The 17,935-nt window shown below is 73.4% G+C and carries 18 protein-coding genes; 13 read left to right on the top strand and 5 right to left on the bottom strand.

The window, feature by feature from the left end:
• Positions 1 to 218 precede the first annotated feature (218 nt).
• The 11 genes from ACIRYZ_RS02775 to ACIRYZ_RS02725 all read left to right on the top strand — a co-directional run bounded on the left by ACIRYZ_RS02775 (position 219) and on the right by ACIRYZ_RS02725 (position 11,218).
• Complete coding sequence (locus ACIRYZ_RS02775) at positions 219 to 2,165, top strand: ABC transporter transmembrane domain-containing protein (protein WP_402938644.1); 1,947 nt, start codon at positions 219 to 221, stop codon at positions 2,163 to 2,165.
• On the top strand, positions 2,162 to 3,934 hold the full coding sequence (locus tag ACIRYZ_RS02770; protein ID WP_402938641.1) for an ABC transporter ATP-binding protein: 1,773 nt from the start codon (positions 2,162 to 2,164) through the stop codon (positions 3,932 to 3,934). The genes ACIRYZ_RS02775 and ACIRYZ_RS02770 overlap by 4 nt, the downstream gene beginning before the upstream one ends.
• A 140-nt stretch (positions 3,935 to 4,074) precedes the next feature.
• Positions 4,075 to 4,320, top strand: a complete 246-nt coding sequence (locus ACIRYZ_RS02765; RefSeq protein WP_380612846.1) for a lipopolysaccharide assembly protein LapA domain-containing protein — start codon at positions 4,075 to 4,077, stop codon at positions 4,318 to 4,320.
• 47 nt (positions 4,321 to 4,367) lie between these two features.
• Positions 4,368 to 5,096 (top strand): amino acid ABC transporter ATP-binding protein, encoded by a 729-nt coding sequence (locus ACIRYZ_RS02760; RefSeq protein WP_393028362.1) that lies wholly within the window; start codon positions 4,368 to 4,370, stop codon positions 5,094 to 5,096.
• A gap of 9 nt (positions 5,097 to 5,105) precedes the next feature.
• Positions 5,106 to 6,029 (top strand): glutamate ABC transporter substrate-binding protein, encoded by a 924-nt coding sequence (locus ACIRYZ_RS02755; RefSeq protein WP_402938637.1) that lies wholly within the window; start codon positions 5,106 to 5,108, stop codon positions 6,027 to 6,029.
• A 12-nt stretch (positions 6,030 to 6,041) separates the two neighbouring features.
• Entirely contained in the window at positions 6,042 to 6,686 is a 645-nt protein-coding gene (locus tag ACIRYZ_RS02750; RefSeq protein ID WP_402938635.1) for an amino acid ABC transporter permease, read from the top strand.
• A complete protein-coding gene (locus ACIRYZ_RS02745; RefSeq protein ID WP_387615306.1) occupies positions 6,683 to 7,549 on the top strand; it encodes an amino acid ABC transporter permease in 867 nt (288 codons plus the stop codon). Before ACIRYZ_RS02750 ends, ACIRYZ_RS02745 begins: the two co-directional genes overlap by 4 nt.
• 159 nt (positions 7,550 to 7,708) lie before the next feature.
• Entirely contained in the window at positions 7,709 to 8,614 is a 906-nt protein-coding gene (locus ACIRYZ_RS02740) for a LysR family transcriptional regulator (RefSeq protein ID WP_380612888.1), read from the top strand.
• A gap of 76 nt (positions 8,615 to 8,690) precedes the next feature.
• Positions 8,691 to 9,272, top strand: coding sequence for a cysteine dioxygenase (locus tag ACIRYZ_RS02735; protein WP_402938632.1), 582 nt, complete (start codon positions 8,691 to 8,693; stop codon positions 9,270 to 9,272).
• An 8-nt stretch (positions 9,273 to 9,280) separates the two neighbouring features.
• Positions 9,281 to 10,336 (top strand): YeiH family protein, encoded by a 1,056-nt coding sequence (locus ACIRYZ_RS02730; protein WP_402938629.1) that lies wholly within the window; start codon positions 9,281 to 9,283, stop codon positions 10,334 to 10,336.
• Positions 10,337 to 10,495: 159 nt separating this feature from the next.
• Positions 10,496 to 11,218 carry a spermidine synthase gene (locus ACIRYZ_RS02725; RefSeq protein WP_402938626.1) on the top strand — a complete coding sequence of 241 codons (723 nt, stop codon included), beginning with the start codon at positions 10,496 to 10,498 and terminating at the stop codon, positions 11,216 to 11,218.
• A 99-nt stretch (positions 11,219 to 11,317) separates the two neighbouring features.
• Here ACIRYZ_RS02725 and ACIRYZ_RS02720 read toward each other — a convergent pair whose 3' ends face one another.
• On the bottom strand, positions 11,318 to 11,527 hold the full coding sequence (locus ACIRYZ_RS02720) for a hypothetical protein (protein ID WP_402939556.1): 210 nt from the start codon (positions 11,525 to 11,527) through the stop codon (positions 11,318 to 11,320).
• Here ACIRYZ_RS02720 and ACIRYZ_RS02715 point away from each other — a divergent pair.
• A complete protein-coding gene (locus ACIRYZ_RS02715; RefSeq protein ID WP_402939481.1) occupies positions 11,442 to 12,440 on the top strand; it encodes a TetR/AcrR family transcriptional regulator C-terminal domain-containing protein in 999 nt (332 codons plus the stop codon). The genes ACIRYZ_RS02720 and ACIRYZ_RS02715 overlap by 86 nt on opposite strands.
• A gap of 66 nt (positions 12,441 to 12,506) precedes the next feature.
• On the opposite strand, the gene ACIRYZ_RS02710 is transcribed toward ACIRYZ_RS02715, so the two are convergent.
• The 3 genes from ACIRYZ_RS02710 to ACIRYZ_RS02700 form a co-directional block, all read right to left on the bottom strand.
• Positions 12,507 to 14,351 (bottom strand): hypothetical protein, encoded by a 1,845-nt coding sequence (locus ACIRYZ_RS02710; RefSeq protein WP_402938623.1) that lies wholly within the window; start codon positions 14,349 to 14,351, stop codon positions 12,507 to 12,509.
• A gap of 140 nt (positions 14,352 to 14,491) precedes the next feature.
• Entirely contained in the window at positions 14,492 to 15,412 is a 921-nt protein-coding gene (locus ACIRYZ_RS02705; RefSeq protein WP_402938620.1) for a TetR/AcrR family transcriptional regulator, read from the bottom strand.
• An 80-nt stretch (positions 15,413 to 15,492) separates the two neighbouring features.
• Complete coding sequence (locus ACIRYZ_RS02700; RefSeq protein ID WP_402938617.1) at positions 15,493 to 16,011, bottom strand: NUDIX hydrolase; 519 nt, start codon at positions 16,009 to 16,011, stop codon at positions 15,493 to 15,495.
• A 100-nt stretch (positions 16,012 to 16,111) separates the two neighbouring features.
• Between ACIRYZ_RS02700 and ACIRYZ_RS02695 the strand changes: the two genes are divergently transcribed.
• Positions 16,112 to 17,332, top strand: a complete 1,221-nt coding sequence (locus ACIRYZ_RS02695) for a serine hydrolase domain-containing protein (protein ID WP_402938614.1) — start codon at positions 16,112 to 16,114, stop codon at positions 17,330 to 17,332.
• A gap of 9 nt (positions 17,333 to 17,341) precedes the next feature.
• On the opposite strand, the gene ACIRYZ_RS02690 is transcribed toward ACIRYZ_RS02695, so the two are convergent.
• Positions 17,342 to 17,665: a nuclear transport factor 2 family protein gene (locus tag ACIRYZ_RS02690; RefSeq protein ID WP_402938611.1), complete on the bottom strand. Its 324-nt coding sequence runs from the start codon at positions 17,663 to 17,665 to the stop codon at positions 17,342 to 17,344.
• Between the last annotated feature and the right edge of the window lie 270 nt (positions 17,666 to 17,935).

The raw sequence follows: 17,935 nt of genomic DNA, 5'->3' as shown, positions 1-17,935 counted from the left end.
TCGCTGACATGACCTCCTGAGATCCGGGCCCTTCGTGCCCAACCCTTGTCCGTCCGGCCTCTCCCCCCGGACGTGTCGACGTCGCCGCGCCGCTGTGCCGCGCGTCCTTCGCCCGTTCCGTCAGGTCCGTGCCTGTGCGCCCTCGCGGCCCTCTGCACGCGCCCGCACCCTCGCGCCCCCGTACCTCCGCACCTCCGCACCTTCTGCATCGGAGTGTCATGCTGCTCACCCCCCTGCCGCTGGCCGACCCCGGCAGTCCCGACCTCTCCTCACCCCTGGCCTTCCTGCGCTGGTTGCAGCGCGCCCAACGGCGCGGGCAGGTGCTCGCCACCTGCTGGGCGCTGCTGGAGATGGGCGCCCAGGCCGCGATGCCGATAGCGCTCGGGCACGGCGTGCAGGCCGCCGTGGACGGCGACGCCGCCGGGATCTGGCGGGCCGGCGCGCTCGGACTGCTGCTGTCCGCGGCCGCCGCGCTCGGCGCCGTGCTGCTGCACCGGCAGGCGGTCTGGAACTGGATCCACGCCGCCTGCCACGTAAGGCAGTTGGTCGCCGGGCAGGCCTCCCACCTGGGGGCCGGGCTGTCCCGGCGGATCGCCACCGGCGAGGTGGTCGCGGTCGGCAGCGGGGACGTCGAGCGGATCGGCTGGTACGTCGAGCTGGTCGCCCGGGTCCGGGCTGCGGTGATCGTCTGGCTGGCCGTCAGCTCGGTGGTGCTGGTGGTCGAACCGGTGCTCGGGATCGGGGTGCTGCTCGGCGTCCCGGTGCTGGCCGCCTCGGTCTGGCCGCTGATCGGGCCGTTCGAGCGGCGCTACGAGAAGCAGCGCGAGCTCGGCGGCAAGGCAACCGAGCTGGCCGCCGACACGGTGGCCGGGCTGCGGGTGCTGCGCGGCATCGGCGGCGAGGAGCTGTTCCTGGAGCGGTACCGGGCGGCCTCCCAGAAGGTCCGGTCGGCCGCGGTGCGCTCGGCCCGGGTCTGGTCGCTGATGCAGGCCCAACAGGTTCTGCTGCCGGGCCTGTTCGTGGTCGGGGTGACATGGTACGGCGCCCGGCTGGCGGCTTCCGGCGAGCTCGCCGTCGGCACCCTGATCGCGGTGTACGGCGCGACCGCCTTCCTGGCCGCGCCGCTGCGGATCCTCGGTGAGGCGGCGCACGCCTGGAGCGTGGCCCGGGTCTCCGCCGGGCGGGCCGTGCGGGTGCTCTCGCTCAATCGGACCAGTGGAGCGGCCGGGGCCGCGCTGACCCGGCCCGGCAAGGCCGACCTGCACGACCCGGAGACCGGGCTGACCGCCCGGGCCGGTGAGCTGACCGCGGTGGTCTGCGGGGACCCGGACTTCGCCGGGGCGCTCGCCGAGCGGCTCGGCGGGCACGTCCCGTCGGCCGACGGCGAGGAGCCGCCGCCCTCCGTCCGGCTCGGTGGCACGGAGCTGGACGCGGTGCCGCTGGCCGAGGCCCGGGCGGCGGTGCTGGTCCACGACAAGGAGCCGGTGCTGCTCTCCGGCACCCTCGCCGAGCTGTTGGACATCCCCTCCTCGGGCCGGGTCCCGGTGGCCGAGGCGCTGGCCGCGGCCCGCTGCGAGGACGTGCTGGAGGCACTGGCGGACGGCTCGCCGGACTGCGCGGGAGACCCGATGCTCGCCCGCGTCGCTGAGCGGGGGCGCTCGCTCTCCGGCGGGCAGCGCCAGCGGCTGGCCCTGGCCCGCGCGCTGCTGGCGGACCCGCCGGTCCTGGTGCTGGACGAGCCCACCAGCGCGGTGGACGCCCACACCGAGTCCCGGATCGCCACCGGGCTGCGGGACACCCGGGCGGGGCGCACCACCGTGGTGTTCGCGACCAGCCCGCTGCTGCTCGACCAGGCCGATCGGGTGGTACTGCTGCAGGGCGGCCGGGCGGTCGCGGCCGGGCGGCACCGCGAGCTGATGTGCACCGAGCCGGCGTACCGGGCCGTGGTCACCCGGGACGAGGAGAGTGCACCGGTCCCGCCCCGAGTCGAAGGGATCGCCGGTGCCGAGAGCGAGGAGCGACCGGCGACCGACGGCGGAGGGAGTGCCGGAGCGAAGAGCGTCGGCACCGGACCGGAAACGCCCGGAGACGAGCGGGCGAGTCACGGAGTCGGTGTGACCACCCGCGTCAACTGTCCGGTACCGCACGTGAGGAGTACGTCATGAAGCCCCCCGTCCATCAGGAGCAGGGGCCGGTCACCACCCTGCCGGTCGGCTCCCCGGCTGCCGTGCGCGGGTACCTGCGGCAGCTCGCGGCGCGGCACCGGGGCGGGTTCGCCGGGGTGGTGGCGCTGCACTCGATGGCCACCCTGGCCGGGCTGGTCGGGCCCTGGGTGCTCGGCAGCCTGGTCGAGTCGCTGGCCACCGGCACGGCCGGGGCCACCATCGCGGTGGCGGTCGGCTGGTACCTGCTGGCGCTGGTGGTGCAGTCCGCGTTCACCGGCTGGTCGCGGATGCGCGGCGCCGTCCTCGGTGAACGGGTGCTGGCCGACCTGCGGGAGGACTTCCTGGTCCGCTCGGTCGCGCTGCCCACCGGTGTGCTGGAGCGGGCCGGCACCGGGGATCTGGTCTCCCGGGGCACCACCGACATCGACCGGCTGGACAAGTCGGTGCGCGAGGCCGTGCCCGAACTCGCCGTCGCCGTCGTGTCGTTGCTGCTGGTGCTCGGCGCCCTGCTGGTCACCTCGCCGCTGCTCGCGCTGACCTCGTTGGTCGGCTTGCCGCTGCTGCTGCTCAGCTCCCGCTGGTACTTCCGGCGCGCGCCGCAGTCCTACCGCAACGAGTCGGCCGGGTACGCCGCGGTCAGCAACGTGCTGGCCGAGACGGTGGACGCCGGGCGGACGGTGGAGGCGCTGCGGCTGGGCGAGCAGCGGGTCCGGCTGACCGACCGCAAGCTGGGCGAGTGGCTGGCCTGGGAGCGGTACACCCTGTGGCTGCGCTCGGTCTGGTTCCCGACCATCGACGCGGTCTACACCTCGGCGGTGCTCACCACCCTGATGGTCGGCGGGCTGTTCACCCTCAAGGGCTGGCTGACCGTCGGCCAGTTGACCACCGGCGTGCTGTACACGCAGATGCTCATCGGCCCGGTGGACCTGATCCTGCGCTGGTACGACGAACTGCAGATCGGGCAGGCTTCGCTGGCCCGGCTGGTCGGTGTGCACGAGGTGCCGGAGCACGAGGAGGACGAGTCCGTCCAGCCGGACGGCCGCCGGGTCGAGGCCCGGGACGTCCGCTTCGGCTACCGCGAGGGCGCCGACGTCCTGCACGGGATCAGCCTGGACGTCGTCCCGGGCAGTCGGGTCGCGCTGGTCGGCCCGTCCGGGGCGGGCAAGTCCACCCTCGGGCGGCTGCTGGCCGGCATCTACGCGCCCGGCCGGGGCAGCGTCACCCTCGGCGGGGCCGCGCTGTCCAGGATGCCGGCCGAGCGGGTCCGCGCGGAGGTCGCGTTGGTGAACCAGGAGCACCACGTGTTCGTCGGCACCCTGCGGGACAACCTGCGGCTGGCCGCGCCCGAGGCGGACGACACCGAACTGCGGGCCGCGCTGGACGCGGTGGACGCCGGGGGCTGGGTGGACGCCCTGCCGGACGGGCTGGACACCGAGGTCGGCTCCGGCGGCACCTCGCTGACCCCGCCGCAGGCCCAGCAACTGGCCCTGGCCCGGCTGGTGCTGGCCGACCCGCACACCCTGGTGCTGGACGAGGCCACCTCGCTGCTGGATCCGCGTGCCGCCCGGCACCTGGAGCGTTCGCTCTCCCGGGTGCTGGAGGGCCGGACGGTCATCGCCATCGCCCACCGGCTGCACACCGCGCACGACGCGGACGTGATCGCCGTGGTCGAGGGCGGGCGGATCAGCGAGTACGGCAGCCACCCGGAACTGGTCGCGGTCGGCGGCCCGTACGCCGCGCTGTGGCGCTCCTGGCGGGACGAGCGGTAGCGGCCGGGGGAGTTCAACGCGCTCCAGAAGACGTAGATCGGTAAACCCGCACGGGGTCGGATTGCCCCGTGCGGGTTACTCCCTTGCCCGTAAGGGCGCGTAACCGGGCAAGTCGCTGCCCCGGCCAGCAGACTGCTCCGGTGACCAAGATTTCAGACGGCTCGTCCCGCCCCCAGCGCAGCGAGATCGGCGGGATCCCCACGCGGTACATCGGGATCGGCGCCATCGTGATCCTGGCGGTGTGGTTCCTGTTCGCCAACCTCGACAAGGTCAAGATCCAGTTCTGGGTGTTCACCGTCACCGCGCCGCTCTGGATCACGCTGCTGGCCACGCTGGTCGCCGGCGCCGTGCTGGGCTGGCTGATGAAGGGACGGCGCGGCCGGTGACCACCGCTCCCGGGCCGGCCCCGACCGGCTCCTCGGCCTTCACCCCGCTGATCGAGCTGCACGGGGTCAACAAGCACTTCGGGGACCTGCACGTGCTGCAGGACATCGAGCTGACGGTCGGCCGCGGCGAGGTCGTCGTGGTGATCGGCCCCTCCGGATCCGGCAAGTCCACGCTCTGCCGGGCGATCAACCGGCTGGAGTCGATCGAGCGCGGCACCATCGTGATCGACGGCCAGCCGTTGCCCGAGGAGGGCAAGGGCCTGGCCAAGCTGCGTGCCGAGGTCGGCATGGTGTTCCAGTCCTTCAACCTGTTCGCGCACAAGACCGTGCTGCAGAACGTCTCGCTCGCCCAGATCAAGGTCCGTGGCCGTCCCAAGGCCGAGGCGGACGCCAAGTCCCGCTCGCTGCTGGAGCGGGTCGGCCTCGTGGCGCACGCCGACAAGTACCCGGCCCAGCTCTCCGGCGGCCAGCAGCAGCGGGTGGCGATCGCCCGGGCGCTGGCGATGGACCCCAAGGCGCTGCTGTTCGACGAGCCGACCTCGGCACTCGACCCCGAGATGATCAACGAGGTGCTGGACGTCATGCGCCAACTCGCCAGCGAGGGCATGACGATGGTCGTGGTCACCCACGAGATGGGCTTCGCCCGGGCCTCGGCGAACCGGGTGGTGTTCATGGCCGACGGACGGATCGTCGAGGACCGCGCCCCGGAGGAGTTCTTCAGCGCCCCCGAGAGCGAGCGCGCCCGGGACTTCCTGTCCAAGATCCTGAAGCACTGAGGCGGCGCCGTGACCCGTAAGACGACGCCCACCGCGCGGGCGCGCCGCCGCCTGCTCGCCGTCGCCCTGCTGCTCACCGCCCTGGCGGCGGGCTGCGGCAAGGCCGGCACCCCGCCGCCCAAGGGCCCCCAGCCCAGCGCGCTACCCAGCTACCAGGTGCAGGACGCCTCCTCGATCACCGGCTCGCCGACCCTGGACGCCGCCCGCGCCCGGGGCCACCTGGTGGTCGGCGTCAAGGAGGACCAGCCCTACCTGGGCCAGAAGAACCCGGCCACCGGCGTGTACTCCGGCTTCGACATCGAGATCGCCAAGATGGTCGGCGCCTCGCTGGGCTTCGGGCCGGAGAACATCCAGTTCAAGACCATCGCCTCGGCCAACCGCGAGACCGCGCTGCAGAACGGCCAGGTGGACTACTACGTCGGCACGTACACCATCAACGACAACCGGAAGAAGCTGGTCGGCTTCGCCGGGCCGTACTTCCTCGCCGGGCAGTCGCTGCTGGTGCGCAAGAACGACAACAGCATCCACGGGCCGCAGGACCTCGACGGCAAGAAGGTCTGCTCGGCGGCCGGCTCGACGCCGTACCAGCGAATCCAGTCGCAGTACCCCAAGGCGCACCTGATCGGCTACGACTCCTACTCGGCCTGCGTCGACAACCTGATCACCGGCCAGGTCGACGCCGTCACCACCGACAACGCGATCCTGCTGGGCTACGCGGCCAAGGTGCCCGACGAGCTCAAGGTGGTCGGCCCGCTGTTCTCGACCGAGCCGTACGGGATCGGGACCCCGAAGAACGACACCGTGCTGCGCGACGCGCTGGACGACGCGCTGGCGCACCACGAGCAGAACGGCGACTGGACGAAGGCCTTCCACGCGACCCTCGGCCTGTCCGGGGAGCCCGCGCCCACCCCGCCGCCGATCGACCGGTACTGAGAGGGCCGCGCCGTGAAAACGCTGACCGACAACTGGTCGACCTACTGGGACGGCTTCCTCGGCACGCTCTCGCTGTTCGCGGTGAGCGCCGTGCTGTCGCTGGTGCTGGGCGTGCTGATCGCGGGCTTCCGGGTCTCGCCGGTGCGGCCGCTGCGGGTGTTCGGGACGGTGTGGGTGACGCTGCTGCGCAACACGCCGCTGACCCTGCTGTTCTTCATCGTGGTGCTGGGCCTGCCCCGGTTCAACATCACCTTGCCCTTCTACACCTTCGCGGTGCTGGCACTCGGCTGCTACACCTCGGCCTTCGTCTGCGAGGCGATGCGCTCGGGCATCAACACCGTGCCGTCCGGGCAGGGCGAGGCGGCCCGCAGCCTGGGCCTGGGCTTCGGGCAGACGATGGGCCTGGTGGTGCTGCCGCAGGCGTACCGCTCGGTGGTGGGGCCGATCGGCAGTGTGATGATCGCGCTGGTCAAGAACTCGGCGATCGCCGGCTCCTTCAGTGTCACCGAACTGCTGGGCACCTACCGGACCATCAACGAGCTGGGCTACAGCATCGTCTGGACCTTCGTCTGGATCGCCGTCGGCTACCTGATCATCACCTTCGCCGTCAGCGCCGTCTTCAACCTGCTGGAACGACGAGTGGCGGTGTCCCGATGACCGTTGAATCCTCGGCGCTGTACGACATCCCCGGCCCGAAGGCGCTGGCCCGGCACCGGCTGTACGGCGGGATCGCGCTGCTGCTGATCGCGGCGCTGATCGGCTGGGTCGTCTACATGCTGTTCCACACCCAGCAGTTCACCTACGCCAAGTGGGAGCCCTTCGAGTACCGGGGCGTGCAGGACCTGCTGCTGCGCGGGCTGGGCAACACCCTGCGGGCCTTCGGCTGGACGGCACTGTTCGCGCTGCCCTTCGGCGCGCTGTTCGCGGCCGGGCGGCTGTCCGACCACCGGGTGGTGCGCTGGTTCGCCACGCTGGTGGTGGAGTTCTTCCGGGCCATGCCGCTGCTGGTGATGATCTTCTTCGTCTTCGTCGCCCTCAAGGTGCAGCCGCTGTGGGCGCTGGTGACCGGGCTGGTGCTCTACAACGGCTCGGTGCTGGCCGAGGTGTTCCGGGCCGGCGTGCTCGCGGTGCCCAAGGGGCAGCGGGAGGCGGCGTACGCGCTGGGCATGCGCAAGACCCAGGTGATGGTGTACGTGCTGGTGCCGCAGGCCAACCGGGCGATGCTGCCGGTCATCATCAGCCAGCTGGTGGTCGCGCTCAAGGACACCTCGCTGGGGTTCCTGATCACCTACGAGGAGTTCCTGCACGCGGGCAAGCTGATCGCCACCAACCTGGACTACGACCTGCCGTTCATCCCGGTGGTGATCGTGATCGCGCCGATCTACATCGGCATGTGTCTGCTGCTGTCCTGGCTCGCCCGCTTCGTCGAGCGGCGCAGCCGGCGCAGCCCGAGCGTGCGCGGTGGGGCTCCGGTGGCGAAGGCCGGGGTCGCGATGGGGTTGCCGCCCTCGGCGCAGTGAGTTCGGCGCAGTGAGTTCGGGGCAGTGGGGCTGCGGCAGTGGGAAGCTTGGTTCGGGACTGAACCATAGGTGCGGGTGAGGGTAGGGTCGCTACCTCCAAATTCCTCTTATGATTGTGGGGAAGGGCGGAGACGACCGGGCGGAGGGGCCATGGAGCCGGTGTTCGACTCGCGGCACATCAGGACGTTCCACGAGGTGGTCCGGGCCGGTTCCTACTCGGCCGCGGCCCGGGAACTCGGCTACACCCAGCCCGCCATCACCCAGCAGATGAAGGCCCTCGAACGCAGCGTCGGCGTACCGCTGTTCACCCGCGCCGGGCGCGGCCTGCGGCTCACCGAGGCCGGCGAGGCGCTCTCCCGGCACGCCGAACTGATCCTCGGCAGCCTCTCCGCTGCCCAGCAACAGCTCGCCGCGCTCGCCCGGCTGCGCGCCGGACGGGTCCGGGTCTGCGCCTTCCCCAGCGCCAACGCCACCCTGATACCCGAGGCGATGGCCCGACTGCTCGCCGAACACCCCGGCGTGCGGGTCGAGCTGCTGGAGGCCGAGCCGCCGGACTCCGTCCAGCGGCTGCTGCGCGGCGAGTGCGACATCGCGCTGGCCTTCCGCTACCCGGGCGCGGCGACCGACGTGCCGGACGGCCTGGACGAGATCCCGCTGATGGAGGACCTGCTCACCGTGCTGCTGCCGGTCGGGCACCCGCTCGGCCGCCGGCACGCCGTACGGCTCGCCGACCTGGACGGCGAGCGCTGGATCGCCGGCTGTCCGCGCTGTCGGGCCAACCTGCTGCACGTCTGCGCCGAGGAGGGCTTCGCGCCCGACATCGTGTTCTCCACCGACGACAACCTCGCGGTGCAGAGCCTGGTCGCCGCCGGGGTCGGGATCGCGCTGATGCCCGCCCTGGTGCTCTCCTTCATGTGCCACCGCAAGGTCACCGGGCGGGCCGTCGAACCCCACCTGCGCCGGCAGGTGAGCGCGTACGTGCTGAGCGAGCACCGGCGGATCCCGGCCACCGGACTGGTGCTGGACCACCTCCGGCAGGCGGCGGCGAGCCGGGTCGGATGCTGATCCATAAGCACTAGTGGGGGTATAGCTTAAGAACCATCGTTGGACGTGATAGGTCAGTAGGTCCGAACCTGCTGCCATGACACCCCCCACCACGGTCGGCACCGACCGGCTCACCGAGCGGATGACCGCGCTGATCAGTGAGATCCGCGCCGTCGTGGACCGCGGACTGCCCCCGGAACTCACCGCCTACCTGGTCGGTGAGCGCCTCGCCCCGCACCTGCTCGCCGACCCCGACGGCCCGGACGCGCTGCTCACCCCCGCCCAGCGCGAGGGCGACCCGCAGCGCTACCGCCAGCACGTCGTGCACGCCGAGGAGGACGGCGGCTTCTCCGTCGTCGCCCTGGTCTGGCTGCCCGGGCAGCAGACCCCGATCCACGACCACGTCTCGTGGTGCGTGGCCGGTGTCCACCAGGGCCAGGAGAGCGAGATCCGCTACCGGCTGGTCTCCGACGGGCGCAGTGCCCGGCTGGTCGAGACCGAGCACGTGGCGGGCCCGGCCGGGACCGTCGCCGCCTTCGCCCCGCCCGGCGACATCCACCTGGTGCGCAACTCCTGTAGCAGCACGGCGATCTCCATCCACGTGTACGGCGCGGACATCTCGCGACTCGGCACCAGCATCCGGCGGGTCTACCGACTCCCCGCCGATCAGGAGCGGTGAGCGGCGGCGTGGCACTCACCCTCCGGGAGCGGGCCACCCGCACCCGTTCACTCCCCCCGCTCGGCGGCGACGCCCCCGGCCTGCTGCTCGCCGCCGCCGGCGTGGCCGCCGCCGTGGGCGTCCACGCGGTCGTCCCGGCCGTGCCCAAGCTCACCGCCGCCGTCGTGCTCGGCATGGCGGCGGCCCACCTGCCCGGGCTGCGCCCGGTGGTGCGCGGAGTCGCCCGGCCGGGGCTGTCCATGGCCGGGAAGCGGCTGATGCGGCTCGGGATCGTGCTGCTCGGGCTCAAGCTCAGCCTGGACGACGTGCTCGGCCTCGGCTGGGCCACCGTCGCCATGGTGCTCACGGTGGTCGCGGCCACCTTCGCCGGCACGATGTGGCTCGGCCGCAAACTCGGGCTGCCCGGGGACCAGCCGCTGCTGGTCGCCACCGGGTACTCGATCTGCGGGGCCTCGGCGATCGGCGCGGTCAGCCAGGCGGCCGGGAGCGAGGAGGAGGACGTCGCCTCCTCGGTCGCGCTGGTCACCCTGTGCGGGACGCTGGCGATCGCCGTGCTGCCGCTCCTCCAGCACCCGCTGGGGCTCGGCGAGGTGGAGTTCGGCCGCTGGGTCGGCGCGAGCGTGCACGACGTCGGGCAGGTGGTCGCCACCGCGCAGACCGGCGGGACGGCGGCGCTACGCGAGGCCGTGCTGGTCAAGCTGATGCGGGTGGTGCTGCTGGCGCCGCTGGTCGCGGGCGTGGCCGTGGTGGTGCGGCGGAACGCGCGCGGGGCCGCCGCTACGGGCGGGGAGAAGAGCGGCAGCCGGCCGCCGATCATGCCGCTGTTCGTCGCCGGGTTCCTCGCGATGATCGTGCTGCGCACCACCGGGGTGCTGCCCGAGCGGGCGCTCGACCTGGCCGGGGACGCGCAGGAACTGCTGCTGGCCGCCGCGTTGTTCGGCCTCGGCACTGCGGTGCACCTGCCGACCATGGCGCGCACGGGCGGGCGGATCGCGCTGCTCGGGCTCGGGTCCTGGGTGGTCGTCGCGGGCGTGTCGTACGCGGGGGTGCTGCTCACGACCTGACGGGCGCGGCTGTGCGGGGTCGGCTGCTCGGTGGGGCCGGTGGCGGCGGGCGGCGGACCCGTTCGCCGGGCCCGCTCGTCGGACGGGCTCGGTTAATTGTCGGGCGGGTGATCGTCCGCACCGGTACGGTCCTGCTGACGAGTACGTCGAGGAGGACGCATGACCACCGCACTGCCCGAACGGGACGGCCACGAGACCGTCGTCACGCTCGACCGGCGGGAGGGGCCGTTCGGTGAGGTGGTGCTGCGGCAGCGCGGACGGCACTACGAGATCATCGCCAACGGCTGCTTCCTGATGGACACCGTCGATGGGCGCTCCGAGCGGCTGCTGATCCAGGCGGCGCTGGACGAGCTGGAGCGTGCGGGCGGCACCGTCGGCGACCGTGCGGCCGGGCCGTCGGTGCTGATCGGCGGGCTCGGGGTCGGGTTCTCGCTCGCGTACGCGGTGGCCGAGCCGCGCTGGGCGCGGATCGCGATCGTCGAGCGGGAGGATGCGATCATCGACTGGCACCGCAGCGGCCCGCTCGGCGCCTTCTCCGGCGGTGCGCTGGAGGACGAGCGGGTCGCGGTGCTCCACACCGACCTGCTGGAGTACCTCGCGGCGGCCGACGGCGAGCGCTACGACGCACTGTGCCTGGACATCGACAACGGTCCGGACTGGACCGTCACCGACTCCAACAACGGGTTGTACGGTGCGGACGGCCTCGCGGTGCTGTGGCACCGGCTGCAGCCCGGCGGGGTGCTGGCGGTGTGGAGTGCGCAGCCCTCCGTGGCCTTCGAGGAGGCGCTGCGGGCGGCGGGCTTCTCGGACGTCGCCACGCATGAGATCCCGGTCAGCCGGGGTGTGCCGGATGTGGTGCACCTGGCACGGCGGGGCGGCTGAGACGAACCGGGCACCCGGGGGCGGCCGTTGTCCGCGGTGATCGTCAACTGGCAAGAGGCCCGTGTCGATTGGGCTCCGTAGGGAGCCGTTGACCGGCTGCTAGCGTGTGCGACTGCGGTGCACTAGTGCGGTGGTCGAGCGGGCGGTGGTGGTTGTGGTGGAGAGCGGGACGCCCTCGGAGCGGATCGCGGCCGAGCTACGGCGGAGGATCGCGGCGGGGGAGTTGAAGCCCGGGGCCCGGGTGCCGTCCACTCGGCGGATCACCCAGGAGTGGGGGGTGGCGATGGCCACCGCGACCAAGGTGCTCAACCGGCTGCGGGAGGAGGGGCTGGTCCGGGCCGTTCCGGGGGTGGGGACGGTGGTGACGGCTCCTGTGGCTGCCGCACCTGCGGTTCCTGCGGAGGTTCGGGAGGCCAGGCGGGCTTCGGCTGGGCCGGCAGGTGTGGCGCCAGGCGGTGCGGGTGGGTCGGGTGCGTCGGGTGCTCGGCGGGCTCGGGGTGGGGAGCGGGACCTGACCCGGGAGCGGGTCGTCGCGATGGCGGTCCGAGTGGCCGACACGGAGGGGCTCACGGCGCTGTCGATGCGCCGGGTCGCCACCGAACTGGGCGTCGCGACCATGTCGCTCTACCGTCATGTGCCCGGCAAGGACGAGCTGTTGCGGCTGATGATGGACACCGTCTTCGGGGAGCAGCCGCTGCCCGACTCATCGGCGCCGGGTTGGCGGGCGGGGCTGGAGGAGGTCGCGCGGCTGCAGTGGCGGATCTATCGGCGGCACCCGTGGCTGGCGTCCACGATGTCCTTCACCCGGCCGGTACTCGCACCGGACGCGGCGCTGCACACCGAGCGGTCGATGGCCGCACTGGCCGGGCTGGGGTTGAGCGGGGAGGAGATGGCCCAGGCCTCCGTCTCGTTGGCGGCTTTCACCTGCGGGCTGGCCGTCCACTTCGAGCGGGAGGCGCAGGCCGAGCAGGACAGCGGGATGTCCGCGGACGAGTGGATGGACCAGCTGGCCGACGAGGACCACGACCGGCTGATGTCCGATCCGGAGCGCTTCCCGATGTTCGACGCGCTGAACCGGGGGCCGGAGATCGACATGAGCCTGGACGCGCTGTTCGCGTTCGGGCTGGCGCGGATGCTGGACGGAGTGGCGGCGCTGATCGAGGCGCGGCGGGCCGGGAGCGATGGCGGGAACGAAACCGGGGGCGGGAGCGGGAACAAGTAGCGTCTGACCACTGTCAGCTGTCAGCCGTTGTCTGTCGCCGACCGCGGCCCGTTGGCTGCCCGCCCGTCAGCCGAACGGCCGGTGCTCCGGCGCCGCGTCGGCCTTCGCTTCCGCCTCGGGCTCGGCCGTGGGTTCGTTGGAGAAGCCCATCATGCCGAAGGGATCGAAGTCCGGCGGTGGGATCATCACCGGGGTGCCCTTGCGTGGACCCGACGCCTCGTCCGCCGTCGGGGTGCCCGTCGCAGGCTCGGCCTGGGCCGGGATGGTCGGCGGGGCCGCGGGCGGCGGCGGGACGGCCGGGCCCTGCGCGGCGACGGTGGTGCCGAACGGGTCGGCCTTCTGCTCGGAGGCGATCGTCGTGCCGAACGGGTCGGGAGCTGCGGTACCCCCACCCGGCAGCGCGGCCGGCTCGGCCGTGGGTTCGTTGGTGAAGCCCATCATGCCGAAGGGGTCGAAGTCCGGCGGCGGGATCATCACCGGCGTGCCCTTCGGCCGCTCGTCGTCCGCCGCAGCGGCCGTGGCCGTGGCCGGCGCAGAGACCTCGGCCGTCGGCTCCGCCGCCACCGGGGCGAAGGGGTCGAAGTCCGCGGGCGGAATGCGCACCGGAGTGCCGCGCAGGTGCACCGGCTTCTCCACCGACTCCACCGCCGACTGCTCCACCGTGGGCGCGGCAGTCTGCGGGGCCACCGGAACGGCGGGCGGGGACGCCGGCACAGCCGGGGCGACCGGAGCGGGCGCGGCAGCCGCCCCGACCTGCGTGCCGTCCCAGCCGAACTGGATGCTCTTCAGCAGCTCCGCGAACGCCTCCGTGTACAGCTCCCAGTCCTCCGGCCGCGCCGTGGACAGCTGGGCGCACAGCACCGTCCCGCCGTCCGGCAGCGGGACGAAGGCCTGGACGGCCGAGGTGACCACCCAGCGCCGTTGCCCGTCGGCGGCCAGCGGTCCGGGCACCGGCACGGTCCGCCCCTCGACCAGGACGGCGGCCGGTCCGGCCGGCAGCAGCACCGTCCACACCTCGGCGTGCCGCCGTACGGTGGCCAGTTCGGTGGCGAGCGCGGTGATCGGCAGCGGGTGCCGGGCGAGCGAGACGACCAGGGCGGCGTCCGAAGCGCGTCCGTCCAGTTCCAGCGCGCACAGGCCCGCGTAGCAGACGCCCGCGTCCTGGATCAGGTCGGTCAGGGTCGCGGAGATCACCGCGAAGTCGCGGCGCGGCTCCGGTCCGGTGGCGCTGAACAGTTCCTCGGCCACCTCGGCCAGATGCCCGGTCAGCTCGGCGGCCGCCGCCGCAGCGACCCGGTCGGTACCGTCGCCGCCGTCCGGCAGCGCGGGCACCGTACGGGCCGAGACCCCGGCGGGCCCGCCGGGGGAGGTCAGCGGGTGGAAGCCCGGCGGGACGACCAGGCGGACCTCGGCGCCCGCGCCCGTGGCCAGTTCGACCGGCTGCCGGGTCTGCTGCCCGGCCGCCAGCGCGGCCAGCGCCGGGGCGAACGGCGGGCGCAGCTTGGCATCGGCGAACTCACCGGTGACCGGCAGCTGGAACAGCGCGGCCGAGGTGGTACCCCGGTCGGCGATGGCGCCGCGGACCACCCCGCCGCCGTAGCGGTTGTGCAGCGCGGTCGTCACCCGGTCGGCGACCGGGGCGCCGGTGCCCGGGCGGGCCGTCCCAACGGTGATCACCGTGCCGAGCCCGTCGAGCGCCGCGTGCACCGGCCCGTTGGGCGCCAGCGGAAGACCGAACAGCGCCTCCGCGGCAGGGTGCCCGGCCGATCGCAGGGCGCTCAGCGAGGCCGCCGGGTGGCGCGAGGTGTGCTCGTCGAAGAGGGCGTCGGTGAGCGTGCCGAGGGTCGAGAGAACCTGCTCGGCTGCCGCGAAGGGGTTGGCCTCCGCGCTGAACTGGACGTCCTGGGTCAACTGGTGAGCCCCCCGCTCTGCTCCGTCTGCCGTCGGTGGTTTCGGGTGGGATCGGGCCCGCTCGGGCGGCGTGCCGTCAGATCCCTGCCCATTCCTATCAGAGCCCACCGTCGTCACCGAACCGCAGGATCACCGGATGATCATTCGTCGGCGGTGTCGGCGGAGCCCGCCGTGGCCTGCGCGGACGGTTCGTCCACCAGCGCGGAGGCCGGGCCTGCGGGAGCCTGGCCTGCGGAGGCTGGACCCGCCGGGGTCGGCGCTCCGGTGGCCAGTGCGGTGACCGCGTCGAGGATGCCGGGGACGGTGAACAGCGCGGCGAGGTCCTGGACCAGGCGGCCGCTCGGCCCGTCCGGGCGCTCGTCGGCGAAGAAGGAGGCCAGTTCGCTGGCGAGGGCCGGCTCCCGCGCCGCGGTGAGGGTCAGTGAGGCGACGAACTCCTGCACCAGGTGCAGCTGCAGCTCCTCCAGCGGCACCGAGCGTTCGGCCAGCCACTCCAGCGAGGTGATCTCGGCGTTGGCGATCCAGGCCCGGACGGTCAACCGCAGCCCGGGGCTCGGCGCGGGGACCGCCAGGTGGGCCAGGATCTGGTCGTGCGCGGCCCGGCGGACCTCGTCGATCACCGCGGAGGTGCCCGCGCTGGCCGCCACCGAGCCGCCCCGCAGCAGCGCGGCGAAGCCGGGCCCGTGGCTCTGCACGAAGTCGAGGTAGCGGCCCATCACCCGGTACAGCCGCTCCGACAGCGGCCCCTCCATGGGCTCCTCGAAGCGCGCCGACAGCTCCCGCCCGGCCCGGCGCAGCGAGGCCTCGTACAGCGCCTGCTTGCCGGGGAAGTAGTGGTACACCAGCGGCCGGGAGGCACCCGCGGCGGCGGCGATGTCGTCGATCGACACCTCCTCCGGCGGGCGCCGGCTGAACAGCTCCAGCGCCACCGCGATCAGCTGCTCTCGCCGCTCGTCCACGCTCAGCCGGCGGCGCGGCCGCTCACCCGCCGCCCCCCGGCCGGGTGCGGCGGCGGTCCGTGCTGCGCGGTCGGCCGTCGGTGACGGCGTACGGGAGGCCATGCGCGTCACCCTATCCGGCGGTCGCAAGACGCCCCCTTGGGCCTGTCTCCTGGGCCCGGCAAGGACCCAAGCGGCAGGCCCTAGGCGGCACGGAGCTCCAGGTAGCGGCGGTAGGCCTCGCGGCCGTCGGTGACGAAGGTGTCGCGGGCCAGGCGCTCGGCCAGCTCGTCGGGGGTGAGCCAGGCGTGCCAGGCGACCTCGGACTCCTGCGGGGAGACCGGGCCGTCCCACTCGGCCTCGTACATGTCGCACCACCAGGAGAGCCTGCCGCCGTCGGGCTCCCGGAAGAGGAACTTGAACAGCGGGCGCGGCGTGATGCCGTGGACGCCGAGCTCCTCCTCGGCCTCGCGGACGGCGGCCTCGGCGTAGGTTTCGCCGGAGCCGACCACGCCGCCGACGAACATGTCGTACGCGCCGGGGGCGAACAGCTTGGTGTCGGTGCGGCGGTGGACGAAGATCCGGTCGGCGGGGTCGCGGACCAGGGTGAAGACGCAGCGGTGGATGAGCCCCTGCCGGTACACCTCCCCGCGCAGCGCGGTCCCGATGATCCGGTCGTGCTCGTCGACGACGTCCAGCAGCTCTTCGGCAGGGTTGGTCATGTCCGACAGGTTAGGGTTTCGGGGCCCGCTTCGAACGCGGGATCGATCAAATAGGCGGATCCGGACAGGCTGGATCCGGACAGACCGAGGGCGGCGCGCGGTGGTGGAGATCTGGGGCGAGACGGCCGAGGGGTTCGAGCCCGTACGGGCGGCCTTCGCGCGGAACTTCGCCGAGTACAGCGAGCTCGGCGCGGCCTTCGCGCTGTACCTGCGCGGCCGCAAGGTGGTCGACCTGTGGGGTGGCGACGCCCGGCCCGAGGTCGGCGGGCGGCCCGCGCCCGCGGTGCCGTGGACGGCGGACACCGCCCAGGTGCTGCGTTCGGTCACCAAGGGCCTGACCGCGACCACCGCGCTGCTGCTGGCCGAGCGGGGCCTGCTCGACCTGGACGCGCCGACGGCCTCGTACTGGCCGGAGTTCGCGGCGGCCGGCAAGGGCGAGGCGCCGGTGCGCTGGCTGCTGTCGCACCAGGTCGGGGTGCCCGCGCTGGACGTGCCGCTGCGCCTGGAGGACGTGCTGACCGGGGAGCGGGCGGTCGCCGCCGTCGCGGCGCAGGCGCCCGCCTGGGAGCCGGGCACCGCGCACGGCTACCACCCGTACACCTTCGGCTGGCTGGTCGGCGAGGTGGTGCGGCGGGTGAGCGGTCGGACGATCGGACAGTACTTCGCCGAGGAGATCGCCCGGCCGCTCGGACTGGACCTGTGGATCGGGCTGCCGGCCGGCGCCGCGCCCCGGGTCGGCAAGCTGGTCGACCTGCCCGCCCCGGAGGCGGCCCGGACCGGCCCGAGCGGGCTGCGGCTGCGGCCCAAGCAGTCCGTCCGGGACGCCTACCAGGACCCGACCTCGCTGACCGCCCGCTCCTTCGCCTCGGTGCTGCCCGGGGTGAACATGAACGACCCGGCGGTGCAGGCCGCCGAGATCCCCGGCGCGGGCGGCATCGGCACCGCCCGTTCGCTGGCCCGGTTCTACGCGGCGCTGATCGGTGTGGCGGACCGCCCGGACGGCTCCGGCGAACTGCTGCCGCCGCTGCTCGGCCCGGAGGTGCTGGCCCGCGCGGTCGGGCCGGTGGTGAACGGCCCGGACCGGGTGCTGATCGTCAACTCCACCTTCGGCCTCGGCTTCTGGCGGCACGGCCCGACCGCGCCGATGGCCTCCCCGGCGAGCTTCGGCCACCCGGGCCGGGGCGGCTCGCTGGGCTTCGCCGACCCGGACCTCGGGCTGGGCTTCGGGTACGTCACCAACGGCATGCAGCCGGGCGTCACCGGGGACGTCCGTTCGCGCAACCTGATCCGCGCGGTGCGGGGGTGCCTGGGGCTGTCCTGAGGCGGTCGGCTACGCCTGGCCGGTGTCGAACCGGCTGATCTTCCCGTCCTCGACCGTGAAGCGCCAGGTGGTGCGCATCACGCCCCAGGTGTCGTTGGTGAACTCGGCGATCAGCGCGTGGCCGCCGGTGGACTCGCTCTGGACGTCCATCCGGCCGTTCGGGCCGAAGATCTCCCGGTCGGCCCAGTCCGCCAGACTGCGCTCGGAGCCGTCGTCGGACATGGTCGCGTCCGGGGTGAGCAGGGCGAAGAAGGCGTCGCGGTCGCCCGCGTTGACCGCGGTGACGAAGGCGCGGACGGCGGGGTCGGTGAGCTTGGCGGGGGCGATGGTCATCTGCCGGGACTCCCAACGGGAACGAGCGGACTGGGGAGTCCTGTCTACGGCGTTCGCGCGGGGCGTCCGGGCATGTCGGCGGCGCGTCGGCAAAATCGGTGGATTCATGTGCTTAGATCCCGAAACAGGGCGTTTTGCCCCGACAGGCCCGCCACGGGGAGTGGCGGTGGGGGGGGGGGGCCCCCCCCCCGCGCCCCCCCCCCACACGGGGGCCCGGGGCGCCGCCGAAGAACACCCCCCCCGCGGGGGGGGGGGGGCGACCCACGGTCG

This window comes from Kitasatospora sp. NPDC101155, from assembly GCF_044768305.1.
Lineage (GTDB): Bacteria > Actinomycetota > Actinomycetes > Streptomycetales > Streptomycetaceae > Kitasatospora.
The sequence above is the reverse complement of the archived record's forward strand: the minus strand, read 5'-3'. Positions and strand labels throughout refer to the sequence as shown.